This window comes from Kitasatospora sp. NPDC023120 (assembly GCF_055560835.1).
Window position 1 is genome coordinate 368076 of the sequence record NZ_JBVHHY010000002.1, and the last position, 22422, is coordinate 390497.

The 22422-nt window shown below is 74.2% G+C and carries 22 protein-coding genes; 13 read left to right on the forward strand and 9 right to left on the reverse strand.

Going from position 1 to position 22422, the window contains the following annotated elements; all coding sequences use genetic code 11:
• Window positions 1–204: 204 nt before the first annotated feature.
• The gene (locus ACZ3TI_RS04245) at window positions 205–897 is read right to left on the reverse strand and encodes a response regulator (RefSeq protein WP_465723082.1); all 693 of its coding nucleotides are present in this window, start codon (window positions 895–897) and stop codon (window positions 205–207) included.
• 322 nt (window positions 898–1219) lie between these two features.
• Between ACZ3TI_RS04245 and ACZ3TI_RS04250 the strand changes: the two genes are divergently transcribed.
• Window positions 1220–3337 carry a sensor histidine kinase gene (locus ACZ3TI_RS04250; RefSeq protein WP_465723084.1) on the forward strand — a complete coding sequence of 706 codons (2118 nt, stop codon included), beginning with the start codon at window positions 1220–1222 and terminating at the stop codon, window positions 3335–3337.
• 118 nt (window positions 3338–3455) lie between these two features.
• Here ACZ3TI_RS04250 and ACZ3TI_RS04255 read toward each other — a convergent pair whose 3' ends face one another.
• The 4 genes from ACZ3TI_RS04255 to ACZ3TI_RS04270 are packed head-to-tail and all read right to left on the reverse strand — an operon-like array spanning window position 3456 to window position 5236.
• Window positions 3456–3662 (reverse strand): hypothetical protein, encoded by a 207-nt coding sequence (locus tag ACZ3TI_RS04255; RefSeq protein ID WP_465723086.1) that lies wholly within the window; start codon window positions 3660–3662, stop codon window positions 3456–3458.
• 53 nt (window positions 3663–3715) lie between these two features.
• Window positions 3716–4381: a hypothetical protein gene (locus tag ACZ3TI_RS04260; RefSeq protein ID WP_465723088.1), complete on the reverse strand. Its 666-nt coding sequence runs from the start codon at window positions 4379–4381 to the stop codon at window positions 3716–3718.
• Window positions 4382–4412: 31 nt separating this feature from the next.
• Window positions 4413–4823: a hypothetical protein gene (locus tag ACZ3TI_RS04265; RefSeq protein WP_465723090.1), complete on the reverse strand. Its 411-nt coding sequence runs from the start codon at window positions 4821–4823 to the stop codon at window positions 4413–4415.
• On the reverse strand, window positions 4820–5236 hold the full coding sequence (locus ACZ3TI_RS04270; protein ID WP_465723092.1) for a hypothetical protein: 417 nt from the start codon (window positions 5234–5236) through the stop codon (window positions 4820–4822). Before ACZ3TI_RS04270 ends, ACZ3TI_RS04265 begins: the two co-directional genes overlap by 4 nt.
• A gap of 332 nt (window positions 5237–5568) precedes the next feature.
• Between ACZ3TI_RS04270 and ACZ3TI_RS04275 the strand changes: the two genes are divergently transcribed.
• The 9 genes from ACZ3TI_RS04275 (at window position 5569) to ACZ3TI_RS04315 (ending at window position 15265) form a co-directional block, all read left to right on the forward strand.
• Window positions 5569–6960 carry a phosphoribosyltransferase family protein gene (locus ACZ3TI_RS04275; RefSeq protein ID WP_465723094.1) on the forward strand — a complete coding sequence of 464 codons (1392 nt, stop codon included), beginning with the start codon at window positions 5569–5571 and terminating at the stop codon, window positions 6958–6960.
• Window positions 6961–7201: 241 nt separating this feature from the next.
• On the forward strand, window positions 7202–8416 hold the full coding sequence (gene hppD, locus ACZ3TI_RS04280) for a 4-hydroxyphenylpyruvate dioxygenase (RefSeq protein ID WP_465723096.1): 1215 nt from the start codon (window positions 7202–7204) through the stop codon (window positions 8414–8416).
• Window positions 8417–8458: 42 nt separating this feature from the next.
• Window positions 8459–9661 (forward strand): cupin domain-containing protein, encoded by a 1203-nt coding sequence (locus tag ACZ3TI_RS04285; protein WP_465723098.1) that lies wholly within the window; start codon window positions 8459–8461, stop codon window positions 9659–9661.
• Entirely contained in the window at window positions 9658–10581 is a 924-nt protein-coding gene (locus tag ACZ3TI_RS04290) for a hypothetical protein (RefSeq protein WP_465723100.1), read from the forward strand. The genes ACZ3TI_RS04285 and ACZ3TI_RS04290 overlap by 4 nt, the downstream gene beginning before the upstream one ends.
• Window positions 10578–11798, forward strand: coding sequence for a fumarylacetoacetase (gene fahA / locus ACZ3TI_RS04295; RefSeq protein WP_465723102.1), 1221 nt, complete (start codon window positions 10578–10580; stop codon window positions 11796–11798). Before ACZ3TI_RS04290 ends, fahA begins: the two co-directional genes overlap by 4 nt.
• Before the next feature lie 140 nt (window positions 11799–11938).
• Window positions 11939–12259: a TetR family transcriptional regulator C-terminal domain-containing protein gene (locus ACZ3TI_RS04300; RefSeq protein ID WP_465723352.1), complete on the forward strand. Its 321-nt coding sequence runs from the start codon at window positions 11939–11941 to the stop codon at window positions 12257–12259.
• Window positions 12260–12380: 121 nt separating this feature from the next.
• The gene (locus ACZ3TI_RS04305) at window positions 12381–13463 is read left to right on the forward strand and encodes an enoyl-CoA hydratase/isomerase family protein (RefSeq protein WP_465723104.1); all 1083 of its coding nucleotides are present in this window, start codon (window positions 12381–12383) and stop codon (window positions 13461–13463) included.
• A gap of 172 nt (window positions 13464–13635) precedes the next feature.
• A complete protein-coding gene (locus ACZ3TI_RS04310) occupies window positions 13636–14421 on the forward strand; it encodes an enoyl-CoA hydratase (protein ID WP_189913881.1) in 786 nt (261 codons plus the stop codon).
• 244 nt (window positions 14422–14665) lie between these two features.
• A complete protein-coding gene (locus ACZ3TI_RS04315; RefSeq protein WP_465723106.1) occupies window positions 14666–15265 on the forward strand; it encodes an HdeD family acid-resistance protein in 600 nt (199 codons plus the stop codon).
• Between the two features lie 101 nt (window positions 15266–15366).
• On the opposite strand, the gene ACZ3TI_RS04320 is transcribed toward ACZ3TI_RS04315, so the two are convergent.
• Both ACZ3TI_RS04320 and ACZ3TI_RS04325 read right to left on the reverse strand, forming a co-directional pair.
• Window positions 15367–16005, reverse strand: a complete 639-nt coding sequence (locus tag ACZ3TI_RS04320; protein WP_465723108.1) for a DUF6461 domain-containing protein — start codon at window positions 16003–16005, stop codon at window positions 15367–15369.
• A gap of 111 nt (window positions 16006–16116) precedes the next feature.
• Window positions 16117–17667 carry a CoA transferase gene (locus tag ACZ3TI_RS04325; protein ID WP_465723110.1) on the reverse strand — a complete coding sequence of 517 codons (1551 nt, stop codon included), beginning with the start codon at window positions 17665–17667 and terminating at the stop codon, window positions 16117–16119.
• 172 nt (window positions 17668–17839) lie between these two features.
• On the opposite strand from ACZ3TI_RS04325, the gene ACZ3TI_RS04330 reads away from it, so the two are divergent.
• Window positions 17840–18526 carry an N-acyl homoserine lactonase family protein gene (locus ACZ3TI_RS04330; RefSeq protein WP_465723354.1) on the forward strand — a complete coding sequence of 229 codons (687 nt, stop codon included), beginning with the start codon at window positions 17840–17842 and terminating at the stop codon, window positions 18524–18526.
• A gap of 91 nt (window positions 18527–18617) precedes the next feature.
• On the opposite strand, the gene ACZ3TI_RS04335 is transcribed toward ACZ3TI_RS04330, so the two are convergent.
• On the reverse strand, window positions 18618–19805 hold the full coding sequence (locus ACZ3TI_RS04335) for a cytochrome P450 (RefSeq protein WP_465723356.1): 1188 nt from the start codon (window positions 19803–19805) through the stop codon (window positions 18618–18620).
• 431 nt (window positions 19806–20236) lie between these two features.
• On the opposite strand from ACZ3TI_RS04335, the gene ACZ3TI_RS04340 reads away from it, so the two are divergent.
• Complete coding sequence (locus ACZ3TI_RS04340; protein WP_465723112.1) at window positions 20237–21178, forward strand: hypothetical protein; 942 nt, start codon at window positions 20237–20239, stop codon at window positions 21176–21178.
• Between the two features lie 278 nt (window positions 21179–21456).
• Here the strand turns inward: ACZ3TI_RS04340 and ACZ3TI_RS04345 are convergent, their stop codons facing one another.
• Entirely contained in the window at window positions 21457–21723 is a 267-nt protein-coding gene (locus ACZ3TI_RS04345; RefSeq protein WP_465723114.1) for a zf-HC2 domain-containing protein, read from the reverse strand.
• 70 nt (window positions 21724–21793) lie between these two features.
• On the opposite strand from ACZ3TI_RS04345, the gene ACZ3TI_RS04350 reads away from it, so the two are divergent.
• Window positions 21794–22357, forward strand: coding sequence for a sigma-70 family RNA polymerase sigma factor (locus tag ACZ3TI_RS04350; RefSeq protein ID WP_465723116.1), 564 nt, complete (start codon window positions 21794–21796; stop codon window positions 22355–22357).
• Window positions 22358–22422 lie beyond the last annotated feature (65 nt).

The following is a 22422-nucleotide window of genomic DNA, read 5'->3' on the forward strand; positions in this document are numbered from 1 at the left end:
GCGGCAGCTGCTGCGGCCGCGCTCGCGATCGGAACGTGGCAATCGGAAGGATCCCGGGGGTGCCGGTCGGCGGGCCGGCACCCCCGGTTCACGCCCGGTTCACGCCCGGGGCCGCGCCTGGTTCACGCCCGGGCCGTGACCGGGACGCCCGGTCGACACCCCCTGCGCGCCCGGGCCGCACCCGGGCCACGCCCACTGCGCGCCTCAGCCGTCGCCGAGGCCCATGTCACGGGCCCGGGCCACCGCCTCCGCGCGGGTGGCGACGTGCAGCTTCTCGAAGATGTGCGTGATGTGGTTGCGGACGGTCTTCTCCGCGACCACCAGCTCCCGGGCGATCCGCCGGTTGTCCAGCCCGCGCGCGACCAGGCCTAGCACCTCCGCCTCGCGGGCGGTGAGGTCCGGGAACAGCTGCCCCGCCTCGCGCATCCGGGCCCCGGCCAGCAGGGCGGTGATCCGCCCGGCCACCTCGCCGCCGAACACCGCGCCGCCCGCAGCGACCGTCCGCACCGCGTGCAGCACCTCCTCGCGCCCGGCGCCCTTGACCAGGTAGCCGCGCGCGCCCGCCTGGAGCGCGGCGAGCAGGTTCCCGTCGTCGTCCGACATGGTCAGCATCAGCACCGGCGGCGGCGCCTCCTGGGTGGCGAGCTGACGGACGGCCTCCAGACCGGAGCCGTCGGACAGCGAGAGGTCCATGATCACCACGCCCGGGCGGTGCCGGGCGACCGCCTCCGGCACATCGGCGACCCGCTCGGCCTCGGCGACCACGAGGACGCCCTCGGCGCTCTCGAGCGCCGCCTTGAGGCCCTCCCGGAAGAGCGGGTGATCGTCGACGATCAGTACACGGACGGGCCTGGTGTCGACCGGGTCCGACGGAGCCTGCGGCTGTTCTTCATCCACCCGGCCGACACTATCAGCGCCGAACTGGCTACTTTCCGTGACATGCTCGGGAAGTCGTCCGCTTGGCGGGCGGGGGCAGGACACCAGGCCGGTGACCGGTCCGGGACCGGGACCGGAACCGGGACCGGGACCGGGACCGGGACCGGCCGGGGACAGCATCCGAGACCGCTGCCTCAGGCGCCCGGGACACCGGGCCGTCGAGACTGGGACCTGGCTTGGTCCACGCCGCCGGCCCTCCCGCCGGCCGCGAGTCCGTACCGCCGGGGGGTTCGCACGACCGGAGTCCGCCCCCACCGGCCCAGCCCGTCTGCGAGGTGGTGCCATGACCACGGTTACCTCCGTCCGGCGCCGTACGCCGGCCGAACGGCAGCTGACCGCCGCCGCGATCGCCACGGCGGTCTGCATCGTCACCGCGACGCTGTGGATCTGCTACGTGCTCGTCCATCTCGGCGATCCCGGCGTGTCGGTGCCGCGCGACGAACTCGCCATCCTGGTCTACGCCCTGCCGACCGCCGGCGCGGGCATGCTGCTGCACGCCCACCGCCCGGGCAGCCCGCTCGGCTGGGTGATGCTCGTCTACGCGCTCACCGGCATCCTGCCCGCCGCGGCGGCCGCGCCGGTCCGGGTCGAGATCACCAATCCGGGCATCGTCGGCGCCACGCTGATCCTCGAAGTGGTGTCGGGATCGATCAACGCCGTCATCGTCTACTCGCTGCCGCTCTGGCTGCCGTACGGACGGCTCACGACCCGGCGCTGGTGGTGGTACATCGCGGCCGTCGCCCTGTGGGTGACCCCGGAGGTGGCGCAGGCACTCGACGATCCGACGACCTACGGGCGGCCCAATCCGCTGGCCGGCGCGCTGCCCGGGCGCCTCTCCGTCAACTTCGTCGACGCCCTGGGCGGCCACGACCTGCTGATCAGCGAATGCGTGATCGGGTTCCTCGCGCTGGTCCTGCTGACGCGCCTGCTGCGTCCGACCGGCTCCGAGCGCGACCGGGCCGAGACCCGCCGACACCGGATGCGGGTGGCGGGGATGCTCGGGGCGTACCTGCTCTGGGTGGGGATGCAGGACTTCTTCGAGCGGACCTACACCGAGCACTACTGGCTCAGCTACGCGCTGTTCGCCTCGGCGGGGCTGGTGTGGGCGGTCGCGGTGGCCGTCCTGGTCGTCCGGGACCACGGCTGGCGGCTCCACCGGGCGGCCCGCAGCGCACTGATCGGGCTGCTGCTGGGCACCGGGGTCACCGGGCTGTTCGTGGTGGCCGCCGCCGTGCTCTCCGCCTGGCTGCTGCCGGGGCGCGGCGGGGCCGCCCTGGTGCTGATCGCCCTGGTGTACGCGCTCGGCGCGACCCTGCCGCGGGCGGCGCGACGGTGCGTCACCCTCGTGGACCGGCTGTACTACGGCGAGCGCGCCCAGCCGTACCAGGTGCTGCGGACGCTCGCGGGGCGGGTGCGGCAGGTGGTGGACCCGGCGCAGCTGCCGGAGACGCTGTGCGCGACGGTCGCCGACGAACTGCGGCTTCCCGGGGTCGCCCTGGCCGTCACCACCCGGGCCGGGCGGCGCACCCTGGCCACCGCCGGACGGTTGAACGGGCACAGCCAGGACTTCGCGCTGGTCCACAACGGGCTGTCGATCGGCGAGTTGACCGTCGGACTGCGGGCGGGCGAGGAGTGGCTGGACAGCAGTGACATCGACATCCTGCGCTCGCTCGCCGACCAGGCCTCGCCGGCCGTCGCGTCCCTTCAGCTCCACGAGGACCTGCTGGCCAGCCGGGAACAGATCGTCTCCGCCCGGGAGGAGGAGCGGCGGTGGCTGCGGCGGGACATCCACGACGGGCTCGGGCCGGCGCTGGCCGGATTGCGGCTGCGGGTGGACAACGCGGCCTCCTCGGCGGACCACGGGCTCGCGGACACGCTGCGCGGGGTCTCGGACGGCCTGGGGATGACCATCAAGGAGGTCCGCCGGATCACCGACCGGCTCGGCCCGGCACCGCTCGGCGAGTTCGGGCTCACCCGGGCGGTCCGGCAGCTGGCGGACACCTTCAGCGGGACGGGGTTGACCGTGACGGCCGAGCTTTCGCCGGATCCGCTGCCGGAGCTGCCCGCGGCGGTGGAGGTCGCGGCGTACCGCATCACGGCGGAGGCGCTCAACAACGTGCTGCGGCACGCCCGGGCCCGGACGGCGCGGGTCACGCTCCGGGCGGACGACGCGGCGCTGACGCTGACCGTGCAGGACGACGGGGTGGGGTACCGGGAGGGCGCCGACGAGCACGAGCAGGAAGGCAGCGGGGTGGGGCTGCGGTCGATGGCGGACCGGGCGGCGGAGATCGGTGGCAGGTGCACCATCGAGTCGCTCTCCCAAGGTGGGGGCACGCAGGTGCTGGCGGTTCTGCCGCGCTCGGCGGGGGCCGACGTGCGGCGGGCGGTGGGTGGCGGGTGAGGGGTTGCGGGAGAGGGGTTGCGGGTTGCGCGACGGCTGACGGCTGACGGCTGACGGATACCGGGCGACAGATGACAGCCGACAGATTTCAGAATCTGTCGGCTGTCATCTGTTCTTGCTAGCTGCCGGGCGGGCAGTTGAAGTGGCAGTCCTCCACCTGGTTGCCCCCGCCGGGCCTCGGGCCCCCGGCCGGCCTCGACTTGGGACGCTCAGGGGACACCGCGGCGGAGTTGGAACAGGCGCTGCGCAGTGCCAGGGCTGCCGCGATCACGCCCGCCAGTACGCCGGCCGCGCAGATCGCCGTGGCCTTGGTATTCGTCGACATGAGGTGGTACTCCTGGTTCTTCCAAGTGACCGATCTTGGCCGATCGGCACGTCTCAACTCTGCGGACGGACACGCCCCGAGCGCATGGGCTTGATGTCCCATTCCGGTCCCGGTCCGGCGCCCGGCGCGCCGACCCGGCCCAGCACGGCGGTGACCGGTCCGCGCGTTCCGGCCCGGAGGCCGTACCGCTCCTTGGCCCGGACGTAGACCAAGTCACCGGGGAACACCGGCACTTCACCGAGCTCGCCGACGAAGGCGCCGACCCCGGAGAGGACCAGCAGGAAGGCGTCCGCCTCCCGGTCCGCGTACGGTCCGCAGAGTCCGCCGGGGTCGAGGTCCACGGTGCCCACGTCGACCTGCCGCCAGGCGCGGGGGGACTCCGGGCCCGAACGCTGGGCCGGGATGTCACCGCAGGGCGGGGTGGGACGGACGGTGAGCACGGTGGTCGGCGCGCCCCGGACGGCGGTGAGCCGGTAGCCGGTGCCGGGGCGGTGGTGCAGCGCCTCGCCCGGGGAGAGGATCCGGCCGGCCGCGGACAGTCGGCCGGAGAGCACCACGGTCACCGACTCGGCCGACTCGTACGGGAGTTGGTCGACCCGGACACCGGGCTGCAGGCTCTCGACGGTCAGTCCGGCGCGGACGGACGGCCGCTGCTCCGGGTCGATCAGCCGCCGGAAGACGGGCGCGGTGCGGGGGACGGCGGCGGGTACGACGATCACGAGTGGTCTCCTGAGACGGACGGGCGGGAGTTCAGGGCCGGTCGCGGCGGGCGGCGCGGCGCCGGGCCAGGGCGGCCCGGGTGCCGGCGCTGTGCCGGGGGACCGCGAGGGTGAGGCAGAGCAGCTCGGCGCCGAGCGGCCCGGCTTCGAGGTGCAGCGTGCGGCCGCGGCGGGCCAGCAGCAGATCGCCCTCGGAGGCCAAGTGGTCGGGCTCGTCGGAGAGTCGGCCGACGACGGCAGCGCCGCGCAGCACGTGCAGGACGGTCTCGGCATCGGGCCGGCCGGTCAGCACGTGGTGGGCTCCCGGGCTCAGCCGCAGGTGGTCGAGGGCCTCGCAGGCGCTGGTGAGCATCGTGCGACGGGCCAGGGAGCGGATCCGGACGCGTTCGCCGTTCGGGCCGAGGACAACCATCGCGGCGCCGGTGTCGGTGGTGACGATCATGCGGGTTCATCTCCGCTCGAGGAGGTCGGGCGGCCGGCGGGGACGGTCAGGACGGCGTGGAAGTACTCCATCCCGGCGGTGCCGGCGGTGAGGACGGTCCGGGTGCCGAGCGGCAGGACGACGGCGGTGCCCTCGACGAGGGGGATGCCGGCGTCGCGCGGCTCGGCGTCCTGCGACTCGGGGTCCCGTGAGGCGTCCGGCGAGGTGTCCGGCCGGACCGTGTGCTCCGGCGGTTCGGCGAGGCCCGAGCCGGCGGTAACGTAGAGCGCGTGCTCGACGCCGTCGGCGGCCACCTCGGCGCTCTGACCGGGTTCGAGCCGCTGGAGGCCGACGCCGCGCAGCGGGCCGGCGAGCAGACGACCGGGGTCGACAGCGCCTCGTCGCCGCAGATCGGTGATGACGGTGCCCGGCATGTCGGGCGCTCCTTCCGGTCGTCGGCGGGCCCTGCGGTCCGCCGCTGCGATCCACCGTGCGCCGCCCGCTGTCCCGGCCACACGGGGGTTGCGTCCCGTCCCGTTCCCGGGGTGATCCCGTGCCCGCCCGGTCCGATCCCGGGCCCCGCCCGGTCCGATCCCGACCCGGTCCGGGGACCCTCCGGGCCCCGTCCCGACCCGCCGCCCGCCGCCTCGTCCCCGGGTTCCGTCCCGGCCCTCCCCGGCCCGGCAGGCCGGGCGTCCGCCGCGCCACCCGGGGCCGCGGAACGGCTCCGCCCGGAACGACGTACGGTGGAACCGGAGGCCGTGTCATGCACGTCACCGGAACCCACTTCACCCACTTCGCCGACCGCACCGACGCGGGCCGGCGGCTCGCCGCACGCCTCGGCCGCCTGGGCGGTCCCGACACCGTCGTGGTGGCGCTGCCGAGGGGCGGGGTGCCGGTGGCCGCCGAGGTGGCGACGGCGCTCGGCGCGCCGCTGGACATCTGCGTGATCCGCAAGCTGGGGGTGCCCTACCAGCCCGAGCTGGGCATGGGCGCGATCGGCGAGGACGGCGTCCGGGTGCTGAACGAGCAGGTCATCCGGCTCGCCTCGGTCACCGACGCCCAGCTCGCCGAGGTGGAGCGGCGCGAGCGCACGGAGCTGGAGCGCCGGGCCCGCCGCTACCGGGGCGACCGCCCGCCCGCGGACGTGCGCGGTCGCACGGTGGTCGTGGTGGACGACGGCATCGCCACCGGGTCCACCGCCAAGGCGGCCTGCCGGATCGTCCGGGAGCGGGGCGCGGCCCGGGTGGTGCTGGCCGTACCGGTGGCGCCCCGGGACTGGACCGACCGCCTCGAGGAGGTCGCCGACGAGCTGGTCTGCGTCGACACCCCGTCCCCGTTCTTCGCGATCGGCGAGTTCTACGCCGACTTCTCCCAGACCGAGGACGAGGAGGTGCTGCGGCTGCTCGCCGAAGCCCGGGAGCGGGAGAGGGACCGGGAGCACGGCCGGAACGGCGACCCGTCACCGGCCTCCGTCGCGGTCGACCGCGAGCTGGTCCTGCCCGCCGCCGGGGTCCGCCTCGCGGGCCGGCTGACCGTACCGGCCGACGCGCGCGGCGTCGTCGTCTTCGCGCACGGCAGCGGCAGCAGCCGACACAGCCCGCGCAACCGGTACGTCGCCGAGTACCTGAACCGGGCCGGGCTGGCCACGCTGCTGTTCGACCTGCTCACCGAGGCCGAGGAGGCGGACCGGCGCAACGTGTTCGACGTGGGACTGCTGGGCTCCCGGCTGACCGCCGTCGCCGAGCGGCTCGGCGCGGGCGGCGGGAACGGCACCGTGCCCGAGACCCGCGGCCTGCCGCTCGGCCTGTTCGGCGCCAGCACCGGTGCCGCCGCCGCGCTGCACACCGCCGCCGAGCTGGGCCCGGCCGTGCGCGCCGTGGTCTCCCGGGGCGGCCGCCCGGACCTCGCCGGGGCGGACGTGCTGGCCCGGGTGGACGCCCCCACACTGCTCGTCGTCGGCTCCCTGGACACCACCGTGCTGGACCTCAACCGGCGGGCCGGGAGCCGACTGCGCTGCGAGAACGAGCTGGCCGTCGTGCCGCGCGCGACCCACCTCTTCGAGGAGCCCGGAACCCTCGATCAGGCCGCTGAGCTGGCCCGGGACTGGTTCCTGCGCCACCTCCCCGAGCCCGGGTCCGCGGCCGTGGACCCGTGAACGACCCGTCGACGCCGATTGCGCAGACTTCGTGCATCACCCCCGGTCGGCAGCACATTTTGCGCAGTGACGGCCGGGAATTCCTGACCAGCTTGTACACATTGAGCAGTGGAAAACCGACCTGTTGCCCAACCACCCCGACAGGAGCAAGCTCTCCGCAACCGCACCGCCCACCCATCCGCGGTGCGGCCGCGATCCAGCGGAAGCCTCAGAGCCGAGGCCCGAAGTGGAGGAACGACCGATGACCACGCAGTCCCACGCCCTTGAGTTGACCCCCGAGGAGCGCGAGGCCGGTCTTGACGCCGACCAGCTGCGCCGCCTCGTCGGCCTCGTCGAGCACGACCCGGCCACCGACCCGTTCCCGGTCACGGCCCAGGACGCCGTCGTCTTCGTGGTCGGCAACGCCACCCAGACGGCCCAGTTCTACCAGGTCGTCTTCGGCATGGAGCTGGTCGCCTACTCCGGTCCGGAGACCGGCCGCCGCGACCGCAAGGCGTACGTGCTGCGCTCCGGCTCCTGCCGCTTCGTGATCAAGGGCGGCGTCCAGCCGGACAGCGCGCTGCTGGACCACCACCGCCGCCACGGCGACGGCGTGGTCGACCTCGCCCTGGAGGTCCCGGACGTCGACAAGTGCATCGAGCACGCCCGCGCGTCCGGCGCCACCGTCCTCGAGGAGCCGAACGACGTCTCGGACGAGAACGGCACCGTGCGCCGCGCCGCCATCGCCACCTACGGCGAGACCCGCCACACCCTGATCGACCGCTCCCGCTACCACGGCCCCTACCTGCCGGGCTACGTCGTCGCGGAGAGCAAGGTCAAGCACCCGGAGGGCTCCCCCAAGCGCCTCTTCCAGGCCCTCGACCACGCCGTCGGCAACGTCGAGCTCGGCCGGATGGACGAGTGGGTGTCCTTCTACAACCGCGTCATGGGCTTCGTGAACATGGCCGAGTTCGTCGGCGACGACATCGCCACCGAGTACTCCGCGCTGATGTCCAAGGTCGTCGCCAGCGGCAACCACCGCGTGAAGTTCCCGCTCAACGAGCCGGCCATCGCCAAGAAGAAGTCCCAGATCGATGAGTACCTGGAGTTCTACACCGGCCCCGGCTGCCAGCACATGGCGCTCGCCACCAACGACATCCTCACCACCGTGGACGTCCTGCGCGCCCGCGGCGTGGAGTTCCTCAACACCCCGGACGCCTACTACGACGACCCGGAGCTGCGCGAGCGGATCGGCAAGGTCCGTGTGCCGATCGAGGAGCTGAAGAAGCGCGGCATCCTGGTCGACCGCGACGAGGACGGCTACCTGCTGCAGATCTTCACCAAGCCGATCGGCGACCGCCCGACCGTCTTCTACGAGTTCATCGAGCGGCACGGTTCGCTGGGCTTCGGCAAGGGCAACTTCAAGGCGCTCTTCGAGTCGATCGAGCGCGAGCAGGAACGACGCGGCAACCTGTGAGCGTCGGAGAGCTCTGACGGACGGTCGAGGAGGACCACGGAGATGGCGTACTACCGGCAGCTGGGCAGCATCCCGCCCAAGCGGCACACCCAGCACCGCACGCCCGAAGGCGGGTTGTACTACGAGGAGTTGATGGGCGAGGAGGGGTTCTCCTCGGACTCCTCCCTGCTCTACCACCGGGGCATCCCCTCGGCGGTGGTCAACGCGGTGCCCTGGGAGCTGCCGGACCAGTCCACGGTGCCCAACCACCCGCTGCTCCCCCGCCACCTCAAGCTGCACGAACTGTTCGCGGGCCAGGAGTGGAAGTCCGCGGACGTCGTCGGCAGCCGTCGGCTGGTCCTCGGCAACGGCGACGTGCGGATCTCGTACGTCGCCGCCGGGGCCCCCAGCGAGCTCTACCGCAACGGGCTCGGCGACGAGTGCGTGTACGTGGAGTCCGGCTCCGGCACGGTCGAGACGGTCTTCGGCTCGATCGAGGTCGGCCAGGGCGACTACGTGATCATCCCGCGCGCCACCACCCACCGCTGGGTGCCGGCCGGCGACGAGCCGCTGCGCGCGTACTGCATCGAGGCGAACAGCCACATCACCCCCGTAAAGCGGTACCTGTCCAAGTACGGGCAGCTGCTGGAGCACGCGCCGTACTGCGAGCGGGACTTCCGCGGCCCGGTCGGGCCGCTCGTGGTCGACACCCCCCGGGACGTCGACGTGCTGGTCAAGCACCGCGGCCCGCACGGGATCTCGGGCACCCGCTACACCGTGCCGCACCACCCCTTCGACGTGGTCGGCTGGGACGGCTGTCTGTACCCGTACGCCTTCAACATCAGCGACTTCGAGCCGATCACCGGCCGGATCCACCAGCCGCCGCCGGCCCACCAGGTGTTCGAGGGCAACAACTTCGTCATCTGCAACTTCGTCCCGCGCAAGGTGGACTACCACCCGCTGTCGATCCCGGTGCCCTACTACCACGCCAACGTGGACAGCGACGAGGTCATGTTCTACTGCGGCGGCGACTACGCGGCGCGCAAGGGCTCGGGCATCGGCCAGGGCTCGATCTCGTTGCACCCCGGCGGGCACACCCACGGGCCGCAGCCGGGCGCGTACGAGCGCAGCATCGGCGCGGAGTTCTTCGACGAGCTCGCCGTCATGGTGGACACCTTCCGCCCGCTGGAGCTCGGCGAGGGCGGCCGGGCCAGCGAGGACGACAACTACGCCTGGACCTGGGCCGGTCGGGGGCCCGGGCGATGAGCGAGCTGCCTCCGGGGGGTGTGATCCCCGAGCTGTTCCACGGGCTCTTCGACGACGCGGCGGTGTTCCCGCCCGGGAACCTGCCAGTCGCCGAGGCGGTGCCCGCGCACCGCGCGCACCGCGCGGCCTGGTACGCCGAGGCGGTCGGTCCGTTCCTCTGCGGGGCGAGCCGGCTCGGCGAGTTGGCCGCGGTGGCGGCCGGCGGCGCGGACGGCTCGGCAGCTGTGGCGCCCGGCGGCGCGGACGTTTCGGCGGGGACGGGCGGCACCCCGCTCAGGGTCGGGCTGGTGCTGCCGGGGGGCAGCACCGAGCTCGCACCGGCGCTCGCCGCCGCCGCACCGTTCGAGCTCGCCGGCGTCGAGCTGGCCACCCGGGACGCCGCCGAGGCGGTCGCCGAGCTGGACCGGCTGCTGCCGCCGCACGTCCCGGCCGCCGTCGAGCTGCCGCGCGAACTCCTGCGCGGGGACGGGCTGGACGCGGTCCTGGACGTCCTGGTGGACAGCCCGTACCGGGCGAAGTTCCGCACCGGCGGGGTGGTCGCCGAGGCGTTCCCGGACGAGGCGGAGCTGGCCGCCTTCCTCACCGGCTGCGCACAGCGCGGACTGCCGTACAAGTGCACGGCCGGGCTGCACAACGCCGTCCGGCACACCGACCCGGAGACCGGCTTCGAGCACCACGGCTTCCTGAACGTGCTGCTGGCCGCGCAGGAGACCGACCCGGCCGCAGCCACGGCGGTGCTGGCGGAGCGCGACGGCGAGGTCCTGGCCAAGGCGGTGCATGCACTGACGTATCGTCAGGTTACCGTGATCCGCAACTCGTTCACCGCGTTCGGTACCTGCAGCATCGCCGAACCCCTGGGCGACCTGGCCGCGCTCGGCCTGCTGTCGTCGCCCGCTCCACAGCACCAGGAGGACCGTTGACCACCCCCCGCAGCTGGCTCGCCAGCGCCCAGGACTCGCCGTTCGGCGTGCACAACCTGCCGTACGGCGTCTTCACCGCCGCCGACCAGCCCGGGCGGCGCCGGATCGGCGTGCGCGTCGGGGACTTCGTGCTGGACGCCGGGGCGGCCGCCCGCGCGGTCGGCTCCCCGTCGGCGCTGCTGGACGCGGACTCGCTCAACCCGCTGATGGCGGCCGGGCGCCCGGTCTGGACCCGGGTGCGGGCGGACCTCACGACCTGGCTCACGGACGAGTCCTTCCGCGAGGCGCTGTCGCCGGCGCTGGTGCCGGCCGACGAGGTCGAGCTGCACCTGCCGTTCGAGGTCGCCGACTACGTCGACTTCTACGCCTCCGAGCACCACGCCACCAACCTGGGCCGGATCTTCCGCCCGGGCTCCGAGCCGCTCACCCCCAACTGGAAGCACCTGCCGATCGGCTACCACGGGCGGGCGGGCACGGTCGTGGTCTCCGGCACGCCGGTGGTACGGCCGCACGGGCAGCGCAAGGCGCCCGCCGACCCGGCGCCGAGCTTCGGACCGTCGCGCCGGCTGGACATCGAGGCCGAGGTCGGCTTCGTCGTCGGCACGCCGTCGGAGCTGGGCACGCCGGTCGCGCTGGACGACTTCAGCGAGCACGTGTTCGGCGTCTGCCTGCTCAACGACTGGTCGGCGCGCGACATCCAGGCCTGGGAGTACGTGCCGCTCGGCCCGTTCCTCGGCAAGTCCTTCGCCACCTCGATCTCGCCCTGGATCGTCCCGCTGGACGCGCTGCAGCACGCCCGCGTCACGCCGCCGGAGCGCGACGTCGAGCCGCTGGCCTACCTGGACGACCGGGGCGAGGAGCCGTGGGGCCTGGACCTGGCCATGGAGGTCCGGCTGAACGGGCACCTGGTCTCCCGCCCGCCGTTCGCCACCATGTACTGGACGGCGCAGCAGCAGCTGACCCATATGACCGCCAACGGCGCCTCGCTGCGCACCGGCGACCTGTTCGCCTCCGGGACGGTCAGCGGTCCGGAGCCGGAGACCCGGGGCGCGCTGATCGAGCTGACCTGGAACGGCGAGGAGCCGCTGAAGCTCCCGGACGGGACGACCCGGACGTTCCTGGAGGACGGCGACGAGGTCGCCATCACCGCCACCGCGCCCGGGCCGGACGGGGTCGCGGTCGGGTTCGGCGAGGTGACCGGGCGGGTCCGCGGATAACGGCGGACGGCGAACGGAAGACAGACGCCGGACGACGGAACAGAAGACGGATGGCGGTTGACAGCTGACAGATTTCATCATCTGTCAGCTGTCAACCGTTCTTCCGGGCGTCCACCGCGTACGGCGCCTTCGCCCGCATCCTGCGCGAGGCCGCCGCCATCTACCCCGACCCGTCCCACCCGGCCGGCTGCCTGGTGATCTCCGCCGCCACCAACGTCTCCGCCCAGGACGCCGGAATCCAGGCCCACCTGCGCGAGCTGCGCAACGGGAACACGCTGGTCTTCGAGGAGCGGCTGCGCCGGGCCCGGGAGGAGGGCGAACTGCCGCCCGAGGCCGACCCGAAGGCACTGGCGGGCTACCTCGCCACTGTCATCCAGGGCATCTCGCAGCAGGCCCGGGACGGTGCCACCGCCGCCGACCTGTCCCGCATCGCCGAACTCGCCCTGCGCGCCTGGCCGTGACCGACCGCGCCCGGCGCAGCCCCCCGCCCCCGGGGGCCCTCCCAGTGATCGGGACGGCCGCCCCACCCCGGTACGGTGGACTGCGGAACTCCACATCACCGAGGGGACGGAAGCGGGCCCGATGAGTGCAGAGGCGGCAGAGGTCCAGGCAGTCCTGGACCGCGGGGTCGGACGAATCGTGCTGAACCGTCCGCGAGCGCTCAACTCGCTGACCCACGGCATGATCACCGCCCTGCGCGCGACGCTGGACGACTGGGCCGCGGACGACCGGGTGCACACCGTCGTCCTCACCGGCGCGGGCGAGCGCGGCCTCTGCGCGGGCGCCGACCTCCGCGCGATGCACGCGGACGTGACGGCGGGCGGGGCCGGCACCCGGGCGTTCTTCCGCGACGAGTACCGGCTGAACGCACTGATCGCCCGCTACCCGAAGCCGTACGTCGCGGTGATGGACGGCATCACGATGGGCGGTGGCGTCGGCCTGTCCGCCCACGGCGCGATCCGGATCGTCACCGAGCGGTCGACCGTCGCGATGCCCGAGACCAGGATCGGGCTCGTCCCGGACGTCGGCGGCAGTCGCCTGCTCGCCCGCGCCCCGGGCGAGTTGGGCCTCCACCTCGGGCTCACTTCGGCCTCGATGGGCCCCGGCGACGCACTGCTGTGCGGGTTCGCGGACCACTACGTGCCATCGGCCCGGCTTCCGGAGCTGCTCGACACCCTCGCCCACGCCCACGCCCACGGCACCGCGACCGCTGAGCTCACGACCGCTGACGTCGACGCCGTCGTCGCCGCGCACGCCGAGCCCGCGCCACCCGCCGTCCTCGCCGACCAGCGCGACTGGATCGACGCCTGCTACGCGGCCGACACGGTCGAGGAGATCGTCGAGCGCCTGCTGAACTCCGGTGCCCCGGAGGCGAAGGAGGCCGCCGAGCTGGTCCTCGCGAACTCCCCCAGCGCCGTCAAGGCCACCCTGGCCACGCTGCGCCGCGCCCGCACGCTCCCCTCCCTGGAGGCCGCGCTCGACCAGGAGTACCGCGTGTCCTGCGCCGCGCTGGAGGGCCCCGACCTGGTCGAGGGCATCCGCGCCCAGGTGATCGACAAGGACCGCAACCCCCGGTGGATGCCCGCCACGCTCGCCGGGGTGACGGAGGCGGACGTCGCCCGTGTCCTCGCCCCGCGCGAGGGCGACGAGCTGGGCCTGGCCTGACCACCCTCGCGCACCGCCGCCACGGGTCGCGCGGCTCCGCCCCGGCACCCACCGGACTCGTGACCGGCGTCTCGCATGTCAAGACTGGCGCGAGGCGGGGCACGTCATAGATCGTTGGGTGGTCAGGGCGCGCCCGTGCGGCGCCGAGCAGCGGAAATGGGAGTCGACGGCGATGACCGAGACCGAGACCTACGAGACGATCCTGGTCGAGCGCAAGGGCCGGGTGGGGCTGATCACGCTCAACCGCCCCAAGGCGCTCAACGCGCTGAACACCCAGCTGATGAACGAGGTGGTCGCGGCTGCCACCGCCTTCGACCGGGACCCGGAGATCGGCTGTCTGGTGATCACCGGGTCGGAGAAGGCCTTCGCGGCCGGCGCCGACATCAAGGAGATGCAGGGCAACGCCTTCCCGGACGTCTACCTGGACGACTGGCTGGGTCCGTGGGACCGGCTGGGCGCGCTGCGCAAGCCGGTGGTGGCGGCGGTGGCCGGGTTCGCGCTGGGCGGCGGCTGCGAGCTGGCGATGATGTGCGACATCCTGCTGGCGGCGGACACCGCGAAGTTCGGGCAGCCCGAGATCAAGCTCGGCGTCATCCCGGGCATCGGCGGCTCGCAGCGCCTGACCCGGGCGGTCGGCAAGGCCAAGGCGATGGAGCTGTGCCTGACCGGCCGGATGATGGGCGCCGAGGAGGCCGAGCGAGCCGGCCTGGTCTCCCGCATCGTCCCCGCCGACCAGCTGCTCGCCGAGGCCCTGGCCACCGCCGAGACCGTCGCGGCGATGTCCACCCCGGCGGCGATCATGCTCAAGGAGAGCGTCAACCGCTCCTTCGAGACCACCCTCGCGGAGGGCGTCCGCTTCGAGCGCCGTCTCTTCCACGCGGCCTTCGCCACGGCGGACCAGAAGGAGGGCATGGCGGCCTTCGCCGAGAAGCGCCCGCCGTCCTTCAGCAACCGCTGACCGACGGATGACGGACGACAGCTGACAGATTTCATCATCTGAAATCTGTCAGCTCGGTGATGCCGGAGTACTCCACGACCGCCGCGACGCCGTCGAGTTGCTCGATCTGCGGCGAGTGTCCGGGGGATGTCGTTCAGCCGACCGCAGCGGATCCCCCGGACGGCGGTATCCGGAGCGCGCTCCGGCGGCGGCGCGCACAGGCTGGGGTTCGTTCCCTGCCCCCCGCCCGAGGAGTTGTGCCACCGTGGTCTCTCCGATCATCACCCCCGACGGTTCCCCGGTCCGGGGCCCGCTCGGCATGCTCGCCAAAGCCGCCTGGCAGATCCTGCTGGTCGCCGGACTCGTCTCACTCGCCCTCGGGATCGTGGTCTTCGCCTGGCCGGAGGAAACGCTGCTGGTGGTGGGCGTGCTGTTCGGCCTCTACCTGCTGGTGATCGGCGTCGTACAGCTGGTCGCCGCCTTCGGCACCCACACCACCACCGCGCTACGGGTACTGGCCTTCATCAGCGGCGCGATCTGCGTGATGCTGGGGCTGCTCTGCTTCCGCGACGCGGCGCGGTCGCTGTTGCTGCTCGCGCTCTGGATCGGGATCGGCTGGCTGTTCCGCGGCATCACGCAACTCGCCGCCGCGATCTCCGACCCGCAGATGCCGGCCCGCGGCTGGCAGGTCTTCGCAGGCGTGGCCAACACGGTCGCCGGCGTGCTCCTGATGGTCTGGCCGGTCGGGTCGATCACCGCGCTGGCCGTACTGGCCGGCTGCTGGCTCGTGATCCTGGGCCTGATCGAGATCGTGACGGCGATCCAGCTGCGCAGCCGTGCCAAGCAGATCCCCTCGGGGGCCTGAGCGAGGATCCGAGCAAGGGCTCCGAGCCGGAGGATCCAACCAAGGGCTCCGAGGCGGAGGATCCGAGCGGGCGGGCGCCGTGGCGACGGCGCCCGCCGCCGCTACGGGCGCGGGGCGTAGCCCAGCCGGAAGGCGGTGGCCTCCAGCCGTTCCGGGTCGAGCCGGACCTCGGTCAGCCGCTCGGCCAGTGCGAACGCGGCCTCGGTGTGCAGCTCGTGCCGCTCATCGCCGAGGTCGAAGCCGCAGGACGTCAGCAGCTCCGGGATGCCCGGGGCGTCGGCGTCGGAGCCGTGCCGCTGGTCGGCGAAGAGCGGCTCGAAGTGGAGCCGGCAGCTGCCGTGCTCCCACCAGTGGAAGCTGTCGGCGGCGTTGACGTTCCGGAAGTGCGAGACCAGCCGGCAGCCGTCGGCGAGCCGGGGCACGACCTGGTGGAGGGTGCCGAGGTAGCCGTACGGCTCGACCGCGAGGGCCCAGCCGTCCAGTTCGGTGACGGCGACGAGCAGCCGGTCGTCGTCCTCCCCGAGCAGGGCCTCGACCTCCTCGTCCTCCCCGTCCTCGAACGCCTCCCAGGCCTCGACCACCGCGTCCAGCCCGGTGACCTCGCGGCCGGGCAGGGCGTCGAAGCGGCGCAGCAGTTCGTCAGCCGGGATCCCCTGGACGCGGGTGAGGCAGTGGGCCTCACCCAGGACGGGGTAGCGCTGCTCGAACCAGGTGTAGTCGGTGGCGTGTGCGGCAGTCATGCCCCGATGATGCCGGACCGCACCGACACCACCGGAGCCGGGTCACGCTCCTGCCCGGGCCGGGGTCGCGGACCCGGCCGGGCCCGAGGTCACGGACCCACCCGGGGCGGCTCAGAGCCAGACCGGCGCGTCCGTGCCCCAACGACCGGGCGGGCGCGACCAGTCGGCGGGCGCGCCCTCGTAGCCGATCGGTGGCAGGGCGTGGCGCAGCCGCCCGTACGCGGAGTCGGTCTCGACGAGCCAGCGGGTCGGGTCGTAGGGCTCGGGCGGAACCGCCGACGAATCGGACGGTTCCTCCCGTTCGATGCCGTGCAGCAGCCAGGCGGCCGTCCCGGCGAGGGAGAAGCGCAGGTGGCGGCCGCCGGGGCGGTGGGTGCGCTGGTCGGTGAGGGCGCGCAGGACGGCGGCGGCGACGAGGTAGCCGGTGCCGTGGTCGAGGGCCTGGGCGGGCAGGACGCCGGGGTGCCCGTCGGGGGCGGCCTCGTGGGCGGCGATGCCGACGCCGGCCTGGACCAGGCTGTCGAAGCCGCGCCGCCCGGCCCACGGGCCGGTCCAGCCCCAGGCGCAGAGCTGGGCGACGACCAGGTCGGGGCGGCGGGCGAACAGCGCCTCGGGGGCGAGGCCGTGGGCGTCGAGGGCGCCGGGGCGGTAACCGGTGACGACGACGTCCGCGGTGGCGAGCAGGTCCCCGAAGACGGCGCGGTCGGCGGGCTCGGCGAGGTCGAGGCGGGTGGAGCGCTTGCCGAAGCCGGTGTCGGTGTGGGCGTCCTCGGCCTCGGGCAGCCTGGGCGAGTCGATGCGCAGGACGTCGGCGCCGAGCAGGGCGAGGGTCCGGGTGGCGACCGGTCCGGCGATCACCCGGGTGAGGTCGAGGACCCGGACCCCGGCGGCGGGACGGTCCACCGGGGCATCGCCGAGCGGACGGGCGGACGCGGCACCAGCGGTACCGGTGGTACCACCAGCACCGGCGGCGCCGACCTCCGGGTGCTCGATGAGGGGGTGCATGGTCGCACTCACCGGCGCGACGGCCACCGCGAGCGCTCCCGCCGCGTACGCACGCTCCTGGACCTGTTCGGCGGGCAGCTTGCCGAGCATCTCGGCGAGCTGTTCGGGCCCGGCGTCCGCGGCGAGGCCGAGGGCGGCCAGCAGGCGGGTGCGGTGGTGCGGGTAGTTGGCGTGGGTGCGGACCCAGCCGTCGGCGGTGCGCCAGAAGCCCGAGTGCGGGGCGAAGCTGACGGGTGTCCGGCCGTCGACCGCCAGGTGCCGCTCGCTGACGAAGGCGGTGGCCACCGCGCCCTGGTCCACCCGGACGGCGGGGACCGGACCGCCGCCGCGCAGGGCGGCGAGCTCGGCGGCGGCGAGCGAGCAGACGGCCACGGTGGCCCGGGCGAGGCGGCGCACCGGCAGTCCGGAGGGCAGCACGTCGTCCGGGCCGTGGAAGCGCACCCGCTCCAGCAGCTCGGGGGCACCGCCGAGGGCCGCCCAGGCGTGCGCGGTCGGGCGATCGTCGGTCGGGCGACCGGTGGCGGGACGGTCGGCGGTCGGACGGTCGGCGGTCGGACGATCGGCGGTCGGACGATCGGCGGCGGGACGGTCGGCGGGCTCACCGCCGACGGATCCGGCAGGACCACTGGCTGCTGCGGGCAGCGGACGATCAGTCATGCCCGGTATTGTGCTCCGCTTTTCGGACGATCGCCGTGACGCCCGCCACGGCCATCGGCAGCGGCCGACCGGGGCTGCCGGTCGGCGGGTAGGGTGCGAAGCGGGGGACCGATGGGGCCACCCGTACGGGGGCAGAAGACCGACCGGGACGCCGGGGGATGAAGTGCACGTGATCCGCCGCCTCGACCTTGGGTACTTCGTCCGGCCGGCTTCCGAGGTAGGCGGCCCGGAGCCGCGCGTGGAGCCGGTGCTCGGGTACCTGGTCCGGCGCCCGGAGGGGCTGCTGCTGTTCGACACCGGGATCGGCGGCGGTGAGCCGGAGACCGAGGCGCACTACCGCCCGGTCCGGCGCCCGCTGCCGGAGGCGCTCGCCGCGGCCGGGGTCTGCGTCGCCGACATCGACCTGGTGGTCAACTGCCACCTGCACTTCGACCACTGCGGCGGGAACCCGCTGCTGGCCGGCACGACCGTGCTGGTCCAGGCGCGCGAGCTGGCCACCGCCCGGCGCGGCGGCTACACCATCGACGCGCTGATCGACTTCCCCGGCGCCGACTACCGCGAGCTCGACGGGGAGGCGGAGGTCTGGCCCGGCGTCCGGGTGCTGCCCACCCCCGGCCACACCGAGGGCCACCAGTCGCTGCTGGTCGAGCGCCCGGGCGGCGGACCCGTCCTGTTGGCCGGGCAGGCGTACGACTTCGCGTCCGAGTACGGGCAGGCGGTGCTCGCCCGGCGGGCGACGCGCGAGGGCGTGGCGGCGCCGCTGCCCGGCTACCGCTCCTGGCTCGACCGGGTCGCGGAGTGCGGGCCGCGCCGGGTGCTGTTCGCGCACGACCACGCGGTGTGGGAGCCGGGCGAGTAGCGGGGCAGCGGCACCGCGGTGGGCGCGGCGATCAGCAGGACGATGACCAGGGAAATCGGCAAGGCGCTCAACAGGGCGTTCAACAGGGCGTTCAGAAGGTGAAGCGCAGCGAGCGGACCCGGTGGTCGAAGCTGGACGGGACGAGCTCCGGCTCGCCGACCGAGCGCGCCTCGGGCAGCCGGGTGAACAGCTCCCGGAACAGCGCCGTCATCTCCTGCCGGGCCAGGTGCGCGCCGAGGCAGTAGTGCGGTCCGCCGCCGCCGTAGCCGAGGTGAGGGTTGGGCGTGCGGGTGATGTCGAAGGCCTCCGGGTCGGGGAAGACCGTCTCGTCGCGGTTGGCCGAGCCGTAGAACAGCGCGACCTTCTCCCCCGCACGCAGCAGCGGTCCGCCCGGTCCGCCGAGCTCGTGGTCGACGGCGACGGTCCGGTGGAACTGGATGATCGGCGTGGCGTGGCGGACCATCTCGTCCACCGCGCCGCCGAGCCGCCCGTCCGGGTCGGCGAGGAGCAGGGCGCGCTGCTCGGGGTGGGCGGTCAGCAGGTGCAGGCCGTGGGCGAGCGCGTTGCGGGTGGTCTCGACCCCGGCGACCAGCAGCAGGGTGAAGAACGCGCCGAGCTCGCGGCCGGTGAGCCGGCGCCCGTCCACGTCGGCGGTGACCAGCGCGGAGATCAGGTCCTCGGCGGGCCGACGGCGGCGCTCCCGGCCGATCCCGGCCACGATGCCCTGCATCCGGCCGAGAGCCCGCAGCCCGCGCCCGGGCGAGCGGAGCCGGTCGCGCAGGGAGCGGGCCACGCCGATGTCCGCGGAGGTGCGGTTGACCAGGTCGAGGATCTCGCGGCGCGGCCGCTCGGGGATGCCCATCATGGTGCAGATCACCTGGAACGGGAGTTCGGCGGCGACCGCGCCCACGAAGTCCTCCGGCCGCTCCCGCTCCACCCGGTCGACCAGTTCGGTGCTGATCCGCCGGACGTCCTCCTCGACCCGGCCCAGCAGGCGCGGGGTGAACGCCCGCGAGACGATCCGGCGCAGCTGGGCGTGGCGGGGGTCGTCCAGGTTGACCATCGAGTCGCCGAACAGCAGCCGGACCCAGCGGGCCGGGGCGGGCGTGGTCACGCCGGGGCCGCTGAGGAACACGGCGGGGTTGCGGCTGGCCTCCACCACGTCGGCGTGGCGGACCAGGGCGTGGAAGCCCCTGCCGGTGGCGCGGTCGCCGAAGAACACCGGGCCGGGGCGGCGGCGCAGCTCGGCGAAGGCGGCGGCACGGGCGGGGGCGGGCAGTCGCCAGAAACCGGGGTCGGCGAGGTCGGGCGTGACCGACCCGGCGGGCTCGGCGAGTGTGACCGACCCGGCGGGCTCGGTGAGTGTGACCGGCACGGCGGGCTCGGCAACCTCGGCAAAGGGCTCGGTGGCTTCCGTCGGGGTCTCCAAGGCCGGACCTCCCTGCTTCTGGACGCATCGTTCCGGCACGCACCGATCCGCATGGACCCGCACGGGCTCGTACGCAACGCACCGGCTCGTGCACATTTAGTGAGCAGGCGGTGACCACTTGTCAAACCGCGCTGATGGTCGTACGAGCGGTTGTTCGGGTCGGCGCGCCGGAGGTCCGCGGTCGATCGCGCCTCCGGTCGAGCGGGCCGGGCATGGTCTCACGGTGCGGATCCGGCCATGACCGGAGGGTGCGGTACGGGCCGGGCAGGGCAGGTGCGACGATGAGTGCCATCGTGATGACCGACCGGATCCGCCTGCTGCGCGCCGCGGTCTTCGCCGCGCTGTGCGTGGCGATGGCTGCCACCGCGCACGTCGCCATGGCCGGATCCGGGGTCTCGCCGACGGTGCTGGCCGGAGCGTTCGCGGCGGTCCTGGGGCTGACCTGGCTGCTCGCCGGGCAACGGCGCGGACTCGGCGTGATCAGCGCCTGGATGGTCGTGGCGCAGACCGCGCTGCACCAGCTGTTCGAACAGGCCGGGGCGCTCGGCCGCGGGGGCGGCGGTCTCGGCCGGCTCGCCACCACGGACTGGGCAGCCCTGCTGCTCTGCAATCCGGACCACGCGCCCGGCGGGCTCTCGCCGGTCGAGCTGGCGCGGATGGCGGGCATCGACCCGGATGCCCCGCCGGCCGCCGGTGCGCTGCGCCCGATGGCGGGGATGCACCACGCGGCAGCCGGAGCAGGCGCTCCTGCCACCTCCGCTTCCGCCTCCGCCGACGGGATGGCCGTGGACACCGGCCTGACCGGGATGGCGGGGATGCCCGGCATGTCCCACGGAGCGACGCACGGCATGACGCCCGGCGTGACGCACGGGATGTCGGACGCCGTGGCGGGCGGAATGACGCCCGGCATGTCCCACGGCATGTCCCACGGCATGTCGCCGGGGATGGCCGCCGCCCACGTGCTGGCCGCGCTGGCCTGCGCGCTGCTGCTCTGGCGCGGTGACGCGGCGCTGGTCCGGCTCTTCGATCTGCTCGGCGCGCTCGCCACCGTGGTCGCGGGGGCGTTGCTGCTCCCGCTGCTGGCGCTGTTCGCGCGCCCCTGCGGGTACCGGGCCCCGGCTCCGCCCCGGCCCGCCGACGACCGGGCCCGGCCACCCCGGTCGGTGCTGCTCACGCATGCCGTCGTCCGGCGCGGTCCGCCGGCGTTCGCCCCCGCCTGCTGACGCGCCCGCCGCTGCTTTCCTCCGGCCGCCCCGGCCACCGGAACCCCCGCGACGGGCAGGTCGCCCTGCCGTACGGCTGTGCCCAGCGCCGCCGTGCCCCCAGGGCGCGGGCCCGCGCCCGACCCCGCGTCCCGGCTCCTCCGGGAGGTGCGGCGTGCCGCGCGGCTGCCCACGGACGCCGACGGTGCCGCCCTGAGCGGCGCCGTTCCCAGCCTTCCCCTCGGGACCTTTCCATGCCTGACTACGACGGCGCACCGGCTCCGGCCGGCGCCACCGTCCTACCGCTCCGCGGCCTGCGGGCCCTCCGGAGCGCGACCGCCCGGCGCTTGCGCCTTCAGACCGGCGAGCAGCCGGGCCGACCACTGCGGCGACGGGCCGTCGGCGGCGGCCGCCCGGACGTGGCCGCTCAGCCGCTCCGCCCGCTCCAGCCAGTCCCGGCAACCGGCACAGCGCGCGACGTGCTTGTCCAGCCGGGCGTCCGGCAGACCGCTCGGTTCGCCGTCGAGCCGGGCGGACAGAGCGGTGCGGAACTGCGCGCATCTCATGTGACCATCGTCCCGCACGCCCGCCGTGGCGGGACCGCCCGGGTCGGGAGCGGCCCGCTCGGAGGCCGCCGTGGATGACGAACAGCTCACCGCGCTCGCACTGACCGCCCGCTCCGGCCGGGCGGCGGACGTCGAGGCCTTCGTCCGCGCGACCCAGCGGGACGTCTGGCGCTTCGTCGCCCATCTGACCGACGTGCAGTCCGCCGACGACCTCGCCCAGGAGACCTTCCTGCGCGCCCTTCGCGCCCTGCCCGCGTTCGCCGGGCGCTCCTCGGCGCGCACCTGGCTGCTGTCCATCGCCCGGCGCACGGTCATCGACCGGTACCGGATGGCCGCCGCCCGGCCGCGCTGCGCGGCGCTGCCGGACTGGCAGGAGGCGGCGGAGCGGCAGAGCGGCACACCGGAGGCCGGGTTCGAGGACGGCATCGCGCTCGACGACCTGCTCGACCGGGTGCCCGCCCAGCGGCGGGAGGCCTTCGTGCTGACCCAGATGGTCGGGCTGAGCTACGCCGAGGCGGCCGAGGTCGCCGGCTGCCCGGTCGGCACCGTCCGCTCCCGGGTCGCCCGGGCACGGGAGGAGCTGATAGCGCGCCTGCGGGCGGCGGAGGCCGGAGAGCTCGCGACCGCCTGCTGAGCGGGGCGGCCGCCGACAGCTGACGGACAACGGACAACGGATGACAGCTGACAGATTTCAGACTT

Coding starts and splice junctions, on each gene's coding strand:
- ACZ3TI_RS04250 (WP_465723084.1), top strand. CDS start 1,220: ATGACCACGGTTACCTCCGTCCGGCGCCGTACGCCGGCCGAACGGCAG.
- ACZ3TI_RS04255 (WP_465723086.1), bottom strand. CDS start 3,662: ATGTCGACGAATACCAAGGCCACGGCGATCTGCGCGGCCGGCGTACTG.
- ACZ3TI_RS04265 (WP_465723090.1), bottom strand. CDS start 4,823: ATGATCGTCACCACCGACACCGGCGCCGCGATGGTTGTCCTCGGCCCG.
- ACZ3TI_RS04270 (WP_465723092.1), bottom strand. CDS start 5,236: ATGCCGGGCACCGTCATCACCGATCTGCGGCGACGAGGCGCTGTCGAC.
- ACZ3TI_RS04275 (WP_465723094.1), top strand. CDS start 5,569: ATGCACGTCACCGGAACCCACTTCACCCACTTCGCCGACCGCACCGAC.
- hppD (WP_465723096.1), top strand. CDS start 7,202: ATGACCACGCAGTCCCACGCCCTTGAGTTGACCCCCGAGGAGCGCGAG.
- ACZ3TI_RS04285 (WP_465723098.1), top strand. CDS start 8,459: ATGGCGTACTACCGGCAGCTGGGCAGCATCCCGCCCAAGCGGCACACC.
- ACZ3TI_RS04290 (WP_465723100.1), top strand. CDS start 9,658: ATGAGCGAGCTGCCTCCGGGGGGTGTGATCCCCGAGCTGTTCCACGGG.
- ACZ3TI_RS04305 (WP_465723104.1), top strand. CDS start 12,381: ATGAGTGCAGAGGCGGCAGAGGTCCAGGCAGTCCTGGACCGCGGGGTC.
- ACZ3TI_RS04310 (WP_189913881.1), top strand. CDS start 13,636: ATGACCGAGACCGAGACCTACGAGACGATCCTGGTCGAGCGCAAGGGC.
- ACZ3TI_RS04320 (WP_465723108.1), bottom strand. CDS start 16,005: ATGACTGCCGCACACGCCACCGACTACACCTGGTTCGAGCAGCGCTAC.
- ACZ3TI_RS04325 (WP_465723110.1), bottom strand. CDS start 17,667: ATGACTGATCGTCCGCTGCCCGCAGCAGCCAGTGGTCCTGCCGGATCC.
- ACZ3TI_RS04340 (WP_465723112.1), top strand. CDS start 20,237: ATGAGTGCCATCGTGATGACCGACCGGATCCGCCTGCTGCGCGCCGCG.
- ACZ3TI_RS04345 (WP_465723114.1), bottom strand. CDS start 21,723: ATGAGATGCGCGCAGTTCCGCACCGCTCTGTCCGCCCGGCTCGACGGC.